Origin of the sequence: Leifsonia sp. YAF41, assembly GCF_052113185.1 — a bacterium.
Lineage (GTDB): Bacteria > Actinomycetota > Actinomycetes > Actinomycetales > Microbacteriaceae > Cryobacterium.
On the sequence record NZ_JBFRCS010000003.1, the window covers coordinates 187,688 to 203,016 of the forward strand.

A 15,329-nucleotide genomic window follows, 5' to 3' on the forward strand; every position below is an offset into this window, starting at 1 on the left:
TCAGACGTCTGGTGGCTAGCTGCGCCCGAGACGCCGCCGGAGCAAGTCGATCCGCTTCTGCAGCTGGGTCACGCTGGCTTGGGCGACGGCAGGGCCGCCGCAGAGCTGACGCAGTTCGGCGTGCACCATGCCGTGCGGTTCTTGCGAGAGCTTCGACCACATTCCGACGAGGCTGTTCAGCAGGGTGCGCTGCTCCTTGAGGGTGCGGAAGAGCGCTGGCTCACCCGGCTGCTCCTCGCCGGTGACCGGGTCTTTGCGCTTGTCCGATGACCGCTTGGATTGCCGGGCCTGACGCTGCTGCAGCAACTCAGAGACCTGCTCGGGCTCCAACAGTCCGGGGATTCCGATGAAGTCGAATTCTTCGTCGGTGCCGGGTTCGGCGAGTTGGCCGAAGTCGGCGCCGTCGAAGACCACGCGGTCAAACGTGGCCTGCGAGTCGATCGCTTGCCAGCTGAACTCCTCGCCGAGCTCATCTGACCCCTTCTCCTGCCGGTTCGCCTCGGCGACCATGGCGTCTTCGGGGTTGTACATCCCGTCGCCCTCGTCATCGCGATTGCGGCGATCGAGTGCGTGATCGCGCTCCAGCTCCATGGCGCCGGCGAGTCCGGTCAGGGCGGGAACGTCAGGCAAGAAGATCGAGGCGGTCTCACCGCGGCGACGTGCCCGCACGAACCGGCCGATGGCCTGGGCGAAGAAGAGCGGAGTGGAGGCACTCGTCGCGTAGACGCCGACGGCCAGTCGCGGCACGTCGACGCCCTCGGAGACCATGCGCACGGCCACCATCCAGCGCTTGCTGTTCTGGGAGAACTCTTCGATCCGGTCGCTGGATTCCTTCTCGTCGGAGAGCACGATCGTGACGCTCTCCCCCGAGATCTCCTCGAGGATGGCGGCGTAGGCGCGGGCTGCCGTCTGGTCGGTCGCGATCACCAGGCCACCGGCATCCGGGATGCCGTGGCGCACCTCGGTGAGACGCAGATCTGCGGCGCGCAGCACGGCAGGGATCCACGAACCGCCGGGGTCGAGCGCGGTGCGCCAGGCCTGAGAGGTGATGTCTTTGGTGTTGCCCTCGCCGAGCTTGGCTTCCATCTCTTCGCCGGCCCGCGTGCGCCAGGTCATGTGGCCGGCGTAGACCATGAACATGACCGGGCGAACAACACCGTCTTCGAGGGCGCGGCCGTAACCGTAGTTGTAGTCACTCTGCGAGAGACGGATGCCGTGCTTGTCGGGCAGGTAACTCACGAACGGAATGGGCGACGTGTCAGAACGGAACGGGGTTCCTGTCAGCGAAAGACGACGCGTGGCCGGATCGAAGGCTTCACGGATCGCATCGCCCCAGCTCAAGGCATCGCCACCGTGGTGCACCTCGTCGAGGATCACCAGGGTGCGGTTGGCCAGGGTGATGTCGCGGTGCAACGCAGCACGGGTCGCCACCTGGGCATAGGTGACGGCGATGCCGTGATAGTGGTTGCCGTAGCGGCCGTCGCTGTTTTTGAAGGTCGGGTCGAGACGGATGCCCGCGCGCGCCGCGGCATTCGCCCACTGCGTCTTCAGATGCTCGGTGGGAGCGACGACGGTGATGCGGTCGATCACTCGGCGAGAGCGCAGCTCAGCGGCGAGGCGGAGGGCGAAGGTGGTCTTGCCGGCGCCGGGGGTTGCGGCAGCCAGAAAGTCGCGCGGCTCGTTCTGGAAATAGGCTTCGAGCGCCTCAGCCTGCCAGGCACGCAGCTTGCTTGCGGTTCCCCAGGCGGCTCGTTCCGGGAAGGAGGGCGACAGATGTTCGGCTGCACTCGTTCCCTGGGCGGGGCCGAAAACAGGTGGAGTAGTCACTTCATAAGAACCTATCAAGTTGTGTCGGCCTCCGCTGGACGAGGCACAATGTTTGGATGACCAAATCAGAGCATCCGTGGAGCAGGTACGTCGCACTCGGTGATTCCTTCACGGAAGGAATCGGCGACCCGGAGCCCGCAAGTCCGGGCGGAAACCGAGGTTGGGCCGATCGCGTTGCCGAGCAACTGAGTGCCGGCACCGACGACTTCGCTTATGCGAATCTTGCTGTTCGCGGAAAGCTGATTCGTCAGATCAGTTCCGAGCAGGTCGAGCCGGCGCTGGAATTACGCCCCGACCTGATCACGATTTCAGCCGGCGGCAACGATGTGATTCGGCCGGGGACCGACCCTGACGACATCGCGGTCCAGTTCGACGAGACGATCCGTCGGCTCGCGCGCGACAATGCGACAATCGTGGTCTTCACAGGCACCGATGTCGGCTTCTCCCCCGTCTTTCGCACGCTGCGTGGCAAGGTCGCGATCTATAACGAGAACATTCGGGCGATTGCGGCCCGGCATGACTGCATCGTCGCCGACCTCTGGGCCCTGTCCGAGATCCAAGACCCGCGGATGTGGTCACCCGACCGACTGCACTTGAATGCCCTCGGCCATCACACCGTGGCACGCATGGTGCTCGACACTCTGAACGTTGAACATTCGCTCACACCGCTCGTTCCCGAGCCGATGCCGGGGACGACCTGGCGACAGGCCCGCACGGAGGACTTCGCCTGGGCACGCGAGTACCTGATGCCGTGGGTGTTGCGGCGCATCCGTCACCAGTCGTCGGGCGATCACGTGCAGCCCAAACGACCGGATGCCGGTCCCTACGATGCGGAGAACCGCCCGGTCTAGAGCGGAGCGGGTCGAGACCGGCGCGGCCGAGAGGACTAGAAGATCTCGCCCGGGTTGGACAGGCGCCACCCGAGACCGGGGTCGCTGACYGTGCCGTCCAGGATCAGCGGCACGCTGATCGTGCGCGAGCCCACCTGGAAGTCGATGCTGCCGACGGCGTCACCCGAATGTGCGGTGCCAACCGGCTTGGCCGTGACCGTACCGGTGACGGGCGTGTCAGACCAGACGAGTGCGGTCTTCGACTCGGCTGCGACAGCCTGACCGGTTTGACCCCACGCCGACGCGTACGAGGCGTACGGTGCACCGGCTTCGGTCAGCGTCAGCTCCTGAAAACCGGGCTTCACGCTCTGGATGAGTTCCGCGATCGCGTCGTTGAGCTCGGAGTGCGTGTCTCCGCCGAGCATCACGCCGACCAGGGTCACCGTCTCGGAGCCGACCGTGAAGTCGGCGGAGAAGAGCAGACAGGCGCCCGCTTCATCGGTAGTGCCGGTTTTGATCCCGTCGACGCCGAAGTCGCCGAGCAGCTTGTTCGTGTTGGTGAGCACGCCAATGGTCGGCAGATCGGCCTTCGTCATTGCGACGATGTCGGCGAGCACCGGGTTGGTCGCCACCATCTTGCCAATCTCGACCAGATCGGCCGGGCTGCTCATGCTGCCCGCCGATAGTCCGCTCGTGTCGACAACTGTCGTGCCGGTCAAGTTGTGCTGGTCGATCCACGCAGATGCGGCGGCCAGGTAGTTGTCGACCGACCCATAGGCCCAGTTCGCGAGCGAGACGGCGTAGTTGTTCGCAGAAGGAATCAGCATCGCCTCGAGCGCCTGGCGCTCGGTCAGCACCATGCCGGCGACCACCGGGGCGGACGAGCCATCCTCGGCGATCGTGTCGTAGTAGATGTCGACGTCGGCATCGGTGAAGGTGATGTTCGGTCCCTGCTCACCGGCGGCCAGCGGCTTGGCTTCGAGAATGACCAGTGCCGTCACCATCTTGGTGATGCTCGCAATCGGAACGGCGCCTTGCTCGCCGCTGGAGGCGAGAACACCGTCGAATCCGACGGCGCCGATGGCCGTCTCCCCGAAGTCCGGCCAGGCCGGCTGTGCCGCTGCAGCGGTCAACGCTTCGGGCTGGCTCAGCGCTGCGGCGGCGGCGGGAAGCGGCGCGGCTCCGGCACTGACCACGTAGACAAGTCCGGCAAGAACGAGGGCCAGCACCCCGAAGAAAGCGATCCGGCGGTTGCGGTACTTCTGGCGTCGGGTCAGCTGTTGTCGCGGGGAAGGCATCCGTCAATCCTAACCAAGCTGCGCTGACTAAACGCGGAGAACGTAGAGCGCCAGGGCGCTGGCGGATGCGACGTTGAGCGAGTCGACGCCGTGCTTCATCGGAATCGTCACCACGGTGTCCGCGGCGGCGAGTGCCTGGTTGCTCAGCCCGTCACCCTCGGTCCCGAGAATGAGGGCGAGTCGCTCGGGAGCATCCGAGGCGAATTCGTCGAGCGTGACCGCCGTGTCGGAGAGCGCCAGTGCGGCGAGGTGGAACCCCGCGTCATGGAGCAGCGGGCGGGCCTCAGCCCATTCCGGCAGGCGGGTCCACGGCACCTGGAGCACTGTGCCCATGCTGACCCGCACGCTGCGGCGGTAGAGCGGGTCGGCGCAGCGCGGGGTGATCAGCACCGCGTCGGCACCCAGACCGGCAACCGAGCGGAAGATGGCCCCCACATTGGTGTGATCGACGATGTCTTCGAGGATCACGATGCGCCGGGCATCCGCGATGAGGTCGGCGACCGGCGCCAGGGGCGGCCGGTGCATGGCGGCGAGGGCACCACGGTGCAGGTTGTACCCGGTGAGTTTCTCCAGCAGGCGCGCTTCGCCGACGTAGATCGGCACATCGGGCCAGTCGGCCAGGAGTGGTTCCACATCGGCCAGCCACTGCTCCTGCAACAGCACGGAACGCGGGCGGTGCCCGGCGTTCAACGCCCGGGTGATCACCTTGGCCGATTCGGCGATATACAGACCGCCGGCCGGCTCTGAAACGCGACGCAGGGCGACATCCGTCAACCGCGAATAGTCGGAAAGACCCGGAAGGTCGAGGTCTTCGATGTGGATTACCGGCACGGGGTGACGCCTCTTTCGCAGTTGTCGGGATCACCAGCCTGACAGGTGCGGAAACAAACTGCGAAACGCCGGTGTTTAGACTCAGGAGAACACGAGTTTTCGCTCTCACGCGACTGCTCGTCAGGGAAGGACGACGGATGACCGTGGAGAGTGGCATGAGGGTCGAAGCCGACGTCGACAATGCGATGGAGCAGGTCGTGGATCTGCTGCGCGGGCGGCAGGCGGCCGTGCTGACCGGCGCCGGCCTGAGCACCGACTCCGGCATCCCCGATTACCGGGGCGAGGGCTCGCAGCCGCGCACCCCGATGACGTTTCAGATGTTCGTCGGCGACGAACGCACACGCAAACGCTACTGGGCGGGCAGCCACCTCGGCTGGCAGCGGTTCAACTCGGTGACCCCGAACGCCGGGCATGAGGCATTGGTTGCCCTTGAGGCGGCCGGGCACATCAACGGGGTGATCACTCAGAACGTCGACGGTCTGCACACCGAGGCCGGGTCACGGCGGGTCGTTGAATTGCACGGGGCGATGGACACGGTGGTGTGCCTCGCGTGTGGGCAAGCGTTTGGGCGTGAGAGCGTCGCCGAACGGCTCGAGGCGGCAAACCCGGTCTTGAGCACACCGGAATCGATCCGACTTGCGCCCGATGGCGATGCGGATGTCGGCGAAATCGACGACTTCGTGATCCCCGACTGCACAGTGTGTGGCGGGATGCTGAAACCCAACGTCGTGTTCTTCGGGGAGTTCGTTCCCACCGAGACTTTCGCCGAAGCTGCAGCTCTCGTTGCCGCCGCCGACGCACTGATTGTCGCCGGGTCGTCGCTCACAGTGAATTCGGGCATCCGCCTGGTGGAGCAAGCGCGGCGCGCGGGCAAGCCGATCGTCGTGATCAACCGTGGGGCCACCAAGGGCGATGGGCGGGCGGTTGTTAAGATTGATGCAGGAACCTCAGAAGTGCTCGCCGAACTGGCTGAGCGCCTCGGGGGCAACGCTGATTCCGGCGGTGATGGACTCTCATGACCGCGGCACATTCCACCTCCGAAAAAATTGATGCAGGGAAGAACAGCTCGATGACACGCATCTCGATCGTGCGCCACGGTCAAACCGATTGGAACTTGCACAAGCGCATTCAGGGCAGCACCGACATCCCGCTGAACCACACGGGGCGCGCGGAGGCTGCTGAGACTGGAGTTCGCCTGCGGGAGCGCACCTGGGATGCCATCGTCGCGAGCCCACTCGCCCGGGCCGAGGAGACGGCGCGCATCATCGCGGGTGAGCTCGGGCTCTCCGCTCCCGAGACACTCGCTGACATCACCGAGCGTCATCACGGCGAGATTGAGGGTCTGACCTTCAGCGAACGTCAGGCCCGTTTCCCCGACGGCGTCCCTGTGCCGGGGCTGGAGAGCCGGCAAGACGTGCTCGACCGTGTGCTGCCGGCACTCGGTCGCATCGCCGACCAGCACCAGGGCAGGTCCGTGCTCGTGATCAGCCACGGCGGCGTGATCGGCACGCTCCTCCGGCACGCGACCGATGGCGAACGACCACGCCACGATGAACTCATCGCCAACGGTTCGGTTCACGACTTCGTCTGGAAAGACGGCGAACTCGTCTTGACCCACTTCGACGCGACGGTGCGTCACATCGACGAGACTTTCACGCCGATCGCCTGAGCAGGTCCAACACCCCTGCGTCCCGATCGCCTGAGCAAATACTCGACATCGAACCCGCGCAACTGTATCTTTCACTTGATACAAGTTGTGCAGGCGGTGTTGCCTGCACGGCTCAACAGCGGGGGCGGTTGCGGTGCTTGGATTCTGGTACACCTACATCGGTTACATCAACTTGGCGACGACCATCCTCGTTCCGCTCGGGGTGTTGCTTCACTACATGCGCAAGGCAGACCGTCATCCGCCTGTCGCTCGCGGTCTCAGTGCGGATGCGGCCGCCTTCTGGCAACTCAGCGCTCGGCGGGTTGTCGCGCGGGGACGGTGGGCCAGCGGATGCGCTCTCACGCTCGCTCTGCCGTTCATCTACATGCAAAACGCGCTCTACATTGAGGAATCCAAATGGATCACCTATCTGGGGCCGCTCGTCGTAGTCACCGCGATCATCATCGTCTTTCTGTGTCGACCGGCAGCGCACCGCGTGGGGAACGGCGATCTCGCTCGGCAAGTTGATCTGAATCAGCGGACGGTGTGGTCGTTTGGGCGGCGTTGGTGGTTCGTCGGCACTCTCTCGGCAGCCGCCATGCTGGTTCTCAGCCTGGTCGCGGCTGGGCTCGCCTCAAGTCCCGACGAGAATGGCGACTTTACGCAGCTGTCTGTCGACGTCGGTTCGGCAAGCGCGGCCACCGAACTCATCGGCTGGTACTACGGCGTGCCGATCATGGTGGCGGCAACCGCTCTGGCGCTCGCAGCGCTCGGCGCACTGTGGCTCAACGCGCGGACGCCTCTCGCCGTAACGGCCGGAGAGCGCGCTATCGATGTGTGGCTGCGGAACCGAAGCACCCGCGCCGTGGTCGCGCTCAGTGGCGGCGCCCTGATTCTGACGCTGGCCTACGTCTGGTCCCAAATCGGCGGTGCCGCCTCGCTCGGCTTTGAAGATGGTGCCACTGGCATCAAAGTCGGAACCCCCATCGCTGCTCTATCCGTTCCGCTGATAGTGTCCGGCCAGCTGCTGAAGGGCCTCGGATACGCACTCATCGCGCTCCCTTTCCTCACGAGGTCCCCTCGGCTGACGTTCGCGGCGCCAGTTGGCCCACGCGCTGAGACCCTCCCTGCCGAGGAACCGTCCAACGGCGCCGCTGGCGTGACGCACGTCGATAGCGTGGCCTCGGTGGAGCGGCCCTGATCATGCCCGCCATCTCTTTGTCGGGTCACGGCCTTCCGGCCGATCAGATTCACCGCCAGCTCGGCAGCGTCATCGCTGCGGGTCAACTGGCTGCTGGCGAGAAACTCCCGTCCGTTCGACAACTCGCACGCGACTTGAATGTTGCGGCCGGCACCGTGGCCAGGGCCTACAAACTGTTGGAGCAGGATGGTCTCGTCACGTCGCGCGCGGGTAGCGGCACCCGGGTCAGCGCGCGGGTCACGACGACCCCGAGCGAGGTGTTGCACGCGGCCCGCACTCTCGCTGAAGCTGCCCAGCGCTACGGTCTGAGCAACGACGAGGCGATCGGCGCGCTTCAGGCGTCATGGCCCAGGGACGTGCCGGATTGACGCGCGCCCGAGGGCGGTGCTTAGCGAGAAACCTTCGCGCTCTGAATCTCCGTCTTCGACTCACCGACGGAAATCAGCAGCTCGAAAAGTCGCGCGGCCGACGCCTTCCAGGTGAACGAACTCGCCTGCGCGACGGAGCGCCGTGAACGCTCGCTCCACTCTCCCGGCTTTTCCAGCGTGAGCACCGCATCGGCCAGGCGCTGCGGGTCTTCAGCGGGGAAGAACAGCGCGGCATCGCCGCCGATCTCGCGAAAGATCGGAATGTCGCTGACGACAATCGGGATCCCGAGACCCATCGCCTCAACGAGCGGAATGCCGAAGCCCTCATCGAGCGAGGCGGTGACTAGAGCTGTTGCCGAACGCAACACCTCGACATAGTCCTCATCAGACACGCCGTTGTGGAAGACGAGACTGGCCTGTGGCGCGAGCAGCGTGAGACGCTCGCGTTCGGAATCGCTCACCCGACTCATCAGGTGCAATTCGTAGCCGGGCAGCGCCGCGGCGGCGCGCACCAGCGTGTCAACGTTCTTGTACGGCATGTACGAGCCCATGTAGACCAGCCGCGCAGTCTCGGGAGTTGTCCGCTGCACAGGCCCAGACGCGACGGCATCCGCAGCGTTGTAGATCACCGTGACCGGGCGAGTGGTGAGACGGTGCTCCGCAATCAACTTCTTCGTTGTCTCGGACACAGAAACTACCGCGTCGGACCGATTGAGCAACATCCGCTGCGGCCACCACGAGAGGTGGTACAGCCGCCAGATCGCCCGGATCGGGGCGGGAAGATCACGCGGGGGCGTGCGATTGCGGTAGTAGATCAGGTCATGCACGGTGAGAATGAGGCGGTACTTGCGCCCCCACGAGCCCATGGTTTGCATCGGGCTGTAGACCACATCGGGGCGCAACCGGTTGACGGTCAGGGCGAGGAACGGTTCACGGATGCTGGTGGGCGGGCTCACCAGCTGCCAGGGCAGAGACGGGAGCAACGCCAGTTGGCGGTGATCGCTGATCAGCATCGTCACCGGATGCAGTTTCGCGAGTTCGGTCACCAGCCCAGCCGTATAGCGGCTGATGCCGTCGTGTTGATCGAAACGGGTGTACCGGCAGTCGAAGACTATTCTCACGCTGACTTCTCCTCGTCAAGAAAACTCTGCAGATGGGCGGCGGCAATGGCAGGTACTTCGTAATGAATCAGGTGCCCGACCTTGTCGATGACCTGCAGCGTGGCATCCGGAAACAGCTTCTGCAACCGCTGCTGAGCGGCCACCGTGGTGATGTCGTCTTTCTCAGCGGCGATCAGAAGCGTGCGCTCCGGGATGTCCGCGGCGAATTCGCTCACATCGTTGCCGACGGAAGCGCGGAACGCTTCGAGGACGACCCGGCGATCGGAGAACGCCGAGAAATAGCGATCGTGCTGATTGTGGATCCAGCGACGCAACTCCGGGTCTTTCGTCTTGACCATCGCCAGACTCGTCACGCGCACGATCACGCGATTGCGAAGCAACGCGAAACCGAGGCGCTCCGGGAGTTTTGCTCCGGCCCAGTAATAGAAGACCGCGAGCCGGGTCAAGATGCCGCGGGGGCCGGACAATGCCGGGGCCGCGATCGGGTTGACCAGCACGACGTCGTCGGCGCGCAGTCCGCCCGCCACCGTCGCCGAGACGACAATCGACCCGAACGAGTGGCCGAGGATCACGAAGCGACCGGACGGAGCGACCGCGGTCACGAAAGCGGTCAGCCAGCGGCGATAGCCGTCGATGTCGTGGGTGGCGTCGATCAGCGGCTCGGACTCGCCGAACCCGGGAAGGTCTGGGGAGATGATTCGAAAACCGGACAACTGGGCCACAACGGGTTCAAGTCCATGGTGGTCGCCGCGAAAGCCGTGCACGGCCACGATCGTCGTTGGCGACTGGGGGTCGCCGTATTCCCAATAGCGGGTGGCGCTGCCGAGCACCGAAACCGTGTGCTTCTGCACGGGAATGGGAGCGAGCAGGTCGTCATAGGGCGAGGGAACGATCATCGAACCCAGTTTAGGCCGCTCGGGTCGTGGAGTTCGCACCGATCGATGTGAAGCAAAAACGGCCTCGTGAATCTAGACTGCTGTGACCTGCCCTGAGTATTCCGGGGCCGAAAGGAGAACGGTGAGCTTCACTGCCCCCATCCAATTGCCCGGGTTGACACTCGACCCACAGTGGTATCGCCGTTCCGTCTTTTATGAAGTGATGGTGCGGTCATTCGTCGACAGCAATGCCGACGGTTCCGGCGATCTGGCGGGGCTGGTCTCCAAACTCGACTACCTGCAATGGCTCGGAATTGACGCGTTGTGGATACCACCGTTCTTCACCTCACCGCTCGAAGACGGCGGATATGACGTGGCCGACTACCGGTCAGTGCTGCCCGAGTTCGGAACACTCGACGAGTTCAAAGATCTCGTCACGAAGGCGCACGAACGCAATATGCGCGTCGTGATCGACCTGCCCCTGAACCACACCTCTGATCAGCACGAGTGGTTTCAGCAATCGCGCGAAGACCCAACCGGTCCGTACGGTGACTTCTACGTCTGGAGTGACACCGACGAGAAGTATCCGAACATTCGGATCATCTTCACCGACACCGAAGACTCGAACTGGGCGTTTGACCCGGTCCGCCGTCAGTTCTTCTTCCACCGCTTCTTCTCGCACCAGCCCGACCTGAACTTCGAGAATCCCGCCGTGCATGAGGCGATGTTCGAGATCGTGCGATTCTGGCTCGATCTGGGCGTCGACGGATTCCGGCTCGACGCCATCCCGTATCTCTACGAATCCGAGGAAGGAAACGGCGAGGGCGAACCGCCGACGCACGAGTTTCTGCGCAAGCTCCGGGCGATGTGCGACCGTGACTACCCCGGTCGCATCATGATCGCCGAGGCCAACCAGTGGCCGCGCGAGGTTGCGGCGTTCTTCGGAACCGAAGACGAGCCGGAATGCCACATGGCCTTCGACTTTCCGGTCATGCCGCGCATCTTCTACTCGCTGCGTTCTCAGCAGGCCGACGAGCTCGTGCGGGTGCTCTCAGAGACCACCGACATCCCCGACGGCGCCGGCTGGGGCGTCTTCCTGCGCAACCACGACGAGCTCACGCTCGAGATGGTCAGCGAGGAGTATCGGCAGGCCATGTACGGCTGGTACGCCTACGACCCGCGGATGCGCGCGAACATCGGCATCCGACGCCGGCTGGCCCCGCTGCTCGACAACTCGCGGGCGGAACTGGAGTTGGCGCACGCGCTGCTCTTTGCCCTGCCCGGCAGCCCGTTTCTCTATTACGGCGATGAGATCGGGATGGGCGACAACATCTGGCTGCCCGACCGCGACAGCTCGCGCACGCCGATGCAGTGGACCCCCGACCGGAATGCGGGATTCTCGCATGCCGACCCGGGCAAGCTGTATCTTCCGGTCGTGCAGTCGCTCGTCTACAACTACACACAAACGAACGTCGAGACGCATCTCGCTCAATCGGGCTCCTTGCTGCACTGGGTGCGCAACGTGATCCACGTGCGCAAGGCGCACCCGGTCTTCGGGCTGGGCGGCATCCGCGTGCTCCAAACCAACCACGAGTCGGTGCTGGCCTTCACCCGGGAGTACGCCGGTTCGGGCACCCAGCACGGCGATCAACCGGAAACGGTGCTGTGCGTGTTCAGCTTCGCCCACAACCCGGTGGCCTTCCGCATCGAGGACGCCAAGATGGCCGGCGTTCGCCTGTACGACATTTTCGGGGGCGCCGTATTCCCCCAGTTCGATGAGGACGGTGGGCTCACCCTCACCCTGGGCGCGCAGAGCTTCTACTGGTTGCACTGCGGCTAAGTTGCACTGCGGCTAGGTTTCTCTGCGGCTTCGTTGCCCTGCGGCTAGGTTTCTCTGCGGCTTCGTTGCCCTGCGGCTCGGTTGAACGGCTTTGTCGGTGGTCGCCCGTAGGCTGCTTTCATGAGCAATTGGAGCGATACCCTCGCCGTCTTCGACCTTGAAACCACCGGCATCGACGTGGAGACGAGTCGCATCGTCTCGGCGACCGTCGCCGTTCTCGATGCGATGGGTCACGTCACCGAGCGCACCGACTGGCTGGTGAACCCGGGCGTCGAGATCCCCGAACAGGCCACTGCTGTGCACAAGATCACCACACAGCACGCCGTCGAGAACGGCCGGGATGCGGCAGAGGCCGTCGCCGAGATCGTCGCCGCGCTCCGGGTGCCGCTTCTGCAGGGCATCCCGCTCGTTGCGTACAACGCCCCCTACGACCTCACCCTGCTCAACCGTGAGGCGATCCGCTACGGCATCGCCCCGCTGGTCTCCCCCACCCCGGTGATCGACCCTCTCGTCATCGACAAGGCGGTTGACCGTTACCGCAAGGGCAAGCGCACCTTAGAAGCGGCCAGCGCCTTCTACGAGGTGGTGCTTGACGGAGCCCACGATTCGGGTGCGGACGCGATCGCCGCCGGGCACGTCGCCCAAGCCATTGCACGGGTTCACGCTGCGACTCTGCCGCTCACCGCTGCAGAACTCCACGACCTGCAGATCACCTGGAGCCAGGAACAGGCTGCGAACTTTCAGTCCTACATGCGCCGGGAGCGCGACCCGCAGTTTGTCGCGAACGGCAGCTGGCCGGAGCGCTAACCTCTCGGTCTCGACGACCGACACAGAAAGGGCAACCGGCCGAAGCCGGTTGCCCTTTTCAGTGCGCCACCCTGAGGTGGCATGAAGCGGTAGGTGACTACGCGCCGAAGCCCTTGTAGCGGGTGTTGAACTTCTCAACGCGGCCTGCGGAGTCCATGATGCGCTGCTTGCCGGTGTAGAACGGGTGCGACTCCGAGGAGATTTCAACGTCGATCACCGGGTAGGTGGTGCCGTCTTCCCACTCGATCGTCTTCGAGCTGGAGACCGTCGAACGGGTCAGGAACGTCGCGCCAGACGCCAGGTCGCGGAAAACCACGGGAGCGTACGTGGGGTGAATGTCAGACTTCATGAAGACTTCCTTGTTGCTATTCGATAGGTGGAGCGCGATAAAACGATGCAGTACTGCGCAATGAACGAGTGATGCGAAGCCGAATACGGCATAAAACTGGTTGGCCTGAGGGCCAGCTATAAAGTTTAGCAGAAACCAACGCATCCGAGCGCCACGGTAAACCGGGCAACGGAGTGAGCCTTGACTAGATCAGTTTCCGTCTCACTGAGTTTAGACTGCGCGGGCGTTGTAGCGGCCGTCTGTTTCGGTGAGTTCGATCCGCAGACCGAAAGTCTCGGTCAGTGATTCGGAGGTGAGCGCCTCAGCGAGAGGGCCCGCCTTGACGATCTTTCCACCGGCCAGCAACAGAACGTGAGTGAAGCCCCGGGGGATCTCTTCGACGTGGTGGGTGACCATGATGATGGCCGGTGAGCTGGTCTCGCTGGCGTAGCCGCCGAGCAGCTGGAGCAATTCTTCGCGGGCGCCAAGGTCGAGGCTGGCCGCCGGCTCATCGAGCAACAGAATTTCGGGGTCGGTCATCACTGCGCGCGCAATCTGAACCCGCTTCTGCTCGCCGTCACTCAGCGTGCCGAACTTGCGGTCGGCCAGGTGGTCGAGGCGCCATTCGCTCAGCACGCGCTGGGCGCGACGCTCGTCGATCTCTTCGTACTCTTCGTTCCAGCGACCCGTCACCGAGTAGGCGGCGGTCATGACGACGTCGATGACTTTCTCGGCGCCGGGAATCTTGCGGGCCATCGCCGTTGACGCGAAGCCGATCCGCGGGCGCAACTCGAAGACATCGGTTCCGCCGAGCGGCTCTTCGAGAACTTCGGCCTGTCCCGTTGTCGGGTAGGCGATTGCTGCGGCGATCTGCAGCGTCGTGGTTTTCCCGGCGCCGTTGGGCCCCAGGATGACCCAGCGCTGATCGTCGTCAACACTCCAGTTCACGGTGTCGAGAATGGTGTTGCCACCTCGAACGACGGATACGTCAGTGAATTGAAGAACGTTGACCATGTAGCCATGTTATCTGGCGTGCGGATGCCCGGGGCACGCATCCGTCTGCCTGCGAGACAGCGTCGACCGCCCCGCTTCCCCGATCAGAGCAGGGTCGCGTAAATCTCGCGGGTGCGTGCGGCGATGTGATGCCAGCTGAACTCGCGCTCTGCCCGCACTCGTCCGGCCCGGCCCATCTCGGCGGCCCGATCGGGGTCGGCGAGGACCTCGGCCATCACGCGCGCGAGATCCGCCACGAATCGATCGGGATCTGTCGGTGTTCCCGTTCCGTCATCCACCTGTTCGATCGGCACAAGGCGTCCGGTCACCCCATCGGCGACGACCTCAGGAATCCCGCCGGTTGCGGTGCCGACCACAGGCAGCCCGCAGGCCATTGCCTCGAGATTCACGATTCCCAGCGGTTCGTAGATCGACGGGCAGACGAAGAGGGTGCCGGCGGTCAGCACGGCAGAGAGCTCATGCTGCGGGAGCAGCCGGTCAATCCAGATCACGCCGTCGCGTTCGCGTTGCAGCGCCTCGACTCCGGCGGTGACCTCGGTCATGATCCCGGGGGTGTCGGGGGCACCGGCACACAGCACGATCTGAACGTCTTCGGGCAGCAGCGCCACGGCGCGCAACAAATACGGCAGGCCCTTCTGACGGGTGATTCGCCCGACGAACACCACTGACGGGCGATCGGGGTCGATACCGAGGCTGCGGACCAGCGCGCTGTCGGGGTTGGGCTTCCACCGTTCAATGTCGATGCCGTTGTACACCACGTGCACCCGGGCGGGATCGAGTGCCGGGTAGCTGCGCAGGATGTCGCGGGCCATCCCGCCGCTGACGGCGATGACGGCATCGGCGGCTTCGAAGGCCGACTTCTCAATCCAGCTTGAGACTCGGTATCCCCCGCCGAGTTGCTCGGCTTTCCAGGGACGGAGGGGCTCGAGGCTGTGCGCGGTGACGACATGCGGAATCCCGTGCAGGAGCTGGGCCAGGTGGCCGGCGCCGTTGGCGTACCAGGTGTGGGAGTGCACGAGATCGGCGCCGTGTGCGTCGTTGGCCATCTGGAGATCGACGCCGAGCGTGGCCAACGAGGCGTTCGCATCCATCAATTCAGCGGGCACCGGATAGGCAATTGTTTGCGGGGCCGAGCGTGCTTCACCGAAACATCGCACGGTGACATCGATGTCGGCGCGCAGGGCTCGAACGAGCTCTGCGACGTGCACCCCGGCGCCGCCGTAGACCTCCGGCGGGTACTCCTTGGTCATCAGATCCACTCGCATGCAGCAAAGCTAGCGCAACGGTGTGGTTAACACTGCTTCATCCTCTGGTTCCGCCCGCCGGAATGGCCGTACTGTA

Annotated in this window: 15 protein-coding genes; 7 read left to right on the plus strand and 8 right to left on the minus strand. The window is 64.4% G+C overall.

What is annotated here, in order from left to right; all coding sequences use genetic code 11:
- Window positions 1-15 precede the first annotated feature (15 nt).
- On the minus strand, window positions 16-1,827 hold the full coding sequence (locus AB4Y63_RS04390) for a DEAD/DEAH box helicase (RefSeq protein WP_441789826.1): 1,812 nt from the start codon (window positions 1,825-1,827) through the stop codon (window positions 16-18).
- A gap of 56 nt (window positions 1,828-1,883) precedes the next feature.
- Here AB4Y63_RS04390 and AB4Y63_RS04395 point away from each other — a divergent pair, with 56 nt between their 5' ends.
- Entirely contained in the window at window positions 1,884-2,678 is a 795-nt protein-coding gene (locus tag AB4Y63_RS04395; protein ID WP_441789827.1) for an SGNH/GDSL hydrolase family protein, read from the plus strand.
- A gap of 35 nt (window positions 2,679-2,713) precedes the next feature.
- On the opposite strand, the gene AB4Y63_RS04400 is transcribed toward AB4Y63_RS04395, so the two are convergent.
- Together AB4Y63_RS04400 and AB4Y63_RS04405 are read right to left on the minus strand one after the other, a co-directional pair.
- Window positions 2,714-3,955: a D-alanyl-D-alanine carboxypeptidase family protein gene (locus AB4Y63_RS04400; RefSeq protein WP_441789828.1), complete on the minus strand. Its 1,242-nt coding sequence runs from the start codon at window positions 3,953-3,955 to the stop codon at window positions 2,714-2,716.
- 27 nt (window positions 3,956-3,982) lie between these two features.
- The gene (locus AB4Y63_RS04405) at window positions 3,983-4,786 is read right to left on the minus strand and encodes a TrmH family RNA methyltransferase (protein ID WP_441789829.1); all 804 of its coding nucleotides are present in this window, start codon (window positions 4,784-4,786) and stop codon (window positions 3,983-3,985) included.
- A gap of 137 nt (window positions 4,787-4,923) precedes the next feature.
- Here AB4Y63_RS04405 and AB4Y63_RS04410 point away from each other — a divergent pair, with 137 nt between their 5' ends.
- From AB4Y63_RS04410 to AB4Y63_RS04425, 4 genes are all read left to right on the plus strand, one after another.
- Window positions 4,924-5,805, plus strand: a complete 882-nt coding sequence (locus tag AB4Y63_RS04410) for an NAD-dependent protein deacetylase (RefSeq protein WP_441789830.1) — start codon at window positions 4,924-4,926, stop codon at window positions 5,803-5,805.
- Between the two features lie 50 nt (window positions 5,806-5,855).
- Window positions 5,856-6,455: a histidine phosphatase family protein gene (locus AB4Y63_RS04415; RefSeq protein ID WP_441789831.1), complete on the plus strand. Its 600-nt coding sequence runs from the start codon at window positions 5,856-5,858 to the stop codon at window positions 6,453-6,455.
- Window positions 6,456-6,588: 133 nt separating this feature from the next.
- Window positions 6,589-7,635, plus strand: coding sequence for a hypothetical protein (locus tag AB4Y63_RS04420; protein ID WP_441789832.1), 1,047 nt, complete (start codon window positions 6,589-6,591; stop codon window positions 7,633-7,635).
- Between the two features lie 2 nt (window positions 7,636-7,637).
- Window positions 7,638-8,003 carry a GntR family transcriptional regulator gene (locus AB4Y63_RS04425; protein WP_441789833.1) on the plus strand — a complete coding sequence of 122 codons (366 nt, stop codon included), beginning with the start codon at window positions 7,638-7,640 and terminating at the stop codon, window positions 8,001-8,003.
- 20 nt (window positions 8,004-8,023) lie between these two features.
- Here AB4Y63_RS04425 and AB4Y63_RS04430 read toward each other — a convergent pair whose 3' ends face one another.
- Window positions 8,024-9,124, minus strand: a complete 1,101-nt coding sequence (locus AB4Y63_RS04430; protein WP_441789834.1) for a glycosyltransferase family 4 protein — start codon at window positions 9,122-9,124, stop codon at window positions 8,024-8,026.
- On the minus strand, window positions 9,121-10,020 hold the full coding sequence (locus AB4Y63_RS04435; RefSeq protein ID WP_441789835.1) for an alpha/beta fold hydrolase: 900 nt from the start codon (window positions 10,018-10,020) through the stop codon (window positions 9,121-9,123). Before AB4Y63_RS04435 ends, AB4Y63_RS04430 begins: the two co-directional genes overlap by 4 nt.
- Window positions 10,021-10,141: 121 nt before the next feature.
- Here AB4Y63_RS04435 and treS point away from each other — a divergent pair, with 121 nt between their 5' ends.
- Together treS and AB4Y63_RS04445 are read left to right on the plus strand one after the other, a co-directional pair.
- Window positions 10,142-11,839 (plus strand): maltose alpha-D-glucosyltransferase, encoded by a 1,698-nt coding sequence (gene treS / locus AB4Y63_RS04440; RefSeq protein ID WP_441789836.1) that lies wholly within the window; start codon window positions 10,142-10,144, stop codon window positions 11,837-11,839.
- 120 nt (window positions 11,840-11,959) lie between these two features.
- Window positions 11,960-12,646, plus strand: a complete 687-nt coding sequence (locus AB4Y63_RS04445; protein WP_441789837.1) for a 3'-5' exonuclease — start codon at window positions 11,960-11,962, stop codon at window positions 12,644-12,646.
- Between the two features lie 97 nt (window positions 12,647-12,743).
- On the opposite strand, the gene AB4Y63_RS04450 is transcribed toward AB4Y63_RS04445, so the two are convergent.
- The 3 genes from AB4Y63_RS04450 to glgA form a co-directional block, all read right to left on the minus strand.
- Entirely contained in the window at window positions 12,744-12,995 is a 252-nt protein-coding gene (locus AB4Y63_RS04450; protein WP_179578121.1) for a type B 50S ribosomal protein L31, read from the minus strand.
- Between the two features lie 210 nt (window positions 12,996-13,205).
- Window positions 13,206-13,988: an ABC transporter ATP-binding protein gene (locus AB4Y63_RS04455; protein WP_441789838.1), complete on the minus strand. Its 783-nt coding sequence runs from the start codon at window positions 13,986-13,988 to the stop codon at window positions 13,206-13,208.
- Between the two features lie 83 nt (window positions 13,989-14,071).
- Window positions 14,072-15,253, minus strand: coding sequence for a glycogen synthase (glgA, locus tag AB4Y63_RS04460; RefSeq protein WP_441789839.1), 1,182 nt, complete (start codon window positions 15,251-15,253; stop codon window positions 14,072-14,074).
- Between the last annotated feature and the right edge of the window lie 76 nt (window positions 15,254-15,329).

Excerpts from the sequence above, each read along its gene's own strand:
- glgA (WP_441789839.1), bottom strand. The coding sequence starts at position 15,253 with ATGCGAGTGGATCTGATGACCAAGGAGTACCCGCCGGAGGTCTACGGC.
- AB4Y63_RS04395 (WP_441789827.1), top strand. The coding sequence starts at position 1,884 with ATGACCAAATCAGAGCATCCGTGGAGCAGGTACGTCGCACTCGGTGAT.
- AB4Y63_RS04435 (WP_441789835.1), bottom strand. The coding sequence starts at position 10,020 with ATGATCGTTCCCTCGCCCTATGACGACCTGCTCGCTCCCATTCCCGTG.
- AB4Y63_RS04445 (WP_441789837.1), top strand. The coding sequence starts at position 11,960 with ATGAGCAATTGGAGCGATACCCTCGCCGTCTTCGACCTTGAAACCACC.
- AB4Y63_RS04450 (WP_179578121.1), bottom strand. The coding sequence starts at position 12,995 with ATGAAGTCTGACATTCACCCCACGTACGCTCCCGTGGTTTTCCGCGAC.
- AB4Y63_RS04455 (WP_441789838.1), bottom strand. The coding sequence starts at position 13,988 with ATGGTCAACGTTCTTCAATTCACTGACGTATCCGTCGTTCGAGGTGGC.
- AB4Y63_RS04425 (WP_441789833.1), top strand. The coding sequence starts at position 7,638 with ATGCCCGCCATCTCTTTGTCGGGTCACGGCCTTCCGGCCGATCAGATT.
- AB4Y63_RS04410 (WP_441789830.1), top strand. The coding sequence starts at position 4,924 with ATGACCGTGGAGAGTGGCATGAGGGTCGAAGCCGACGTCGACAATGCG.
- AB4Y63_RS04415 (WP_441789831.1), top strand. The coding sequence starts at position 5,856 with ATGACACGCATCTCGATCGTGCGCCACGGTCAAACCGATTGGAACTTG.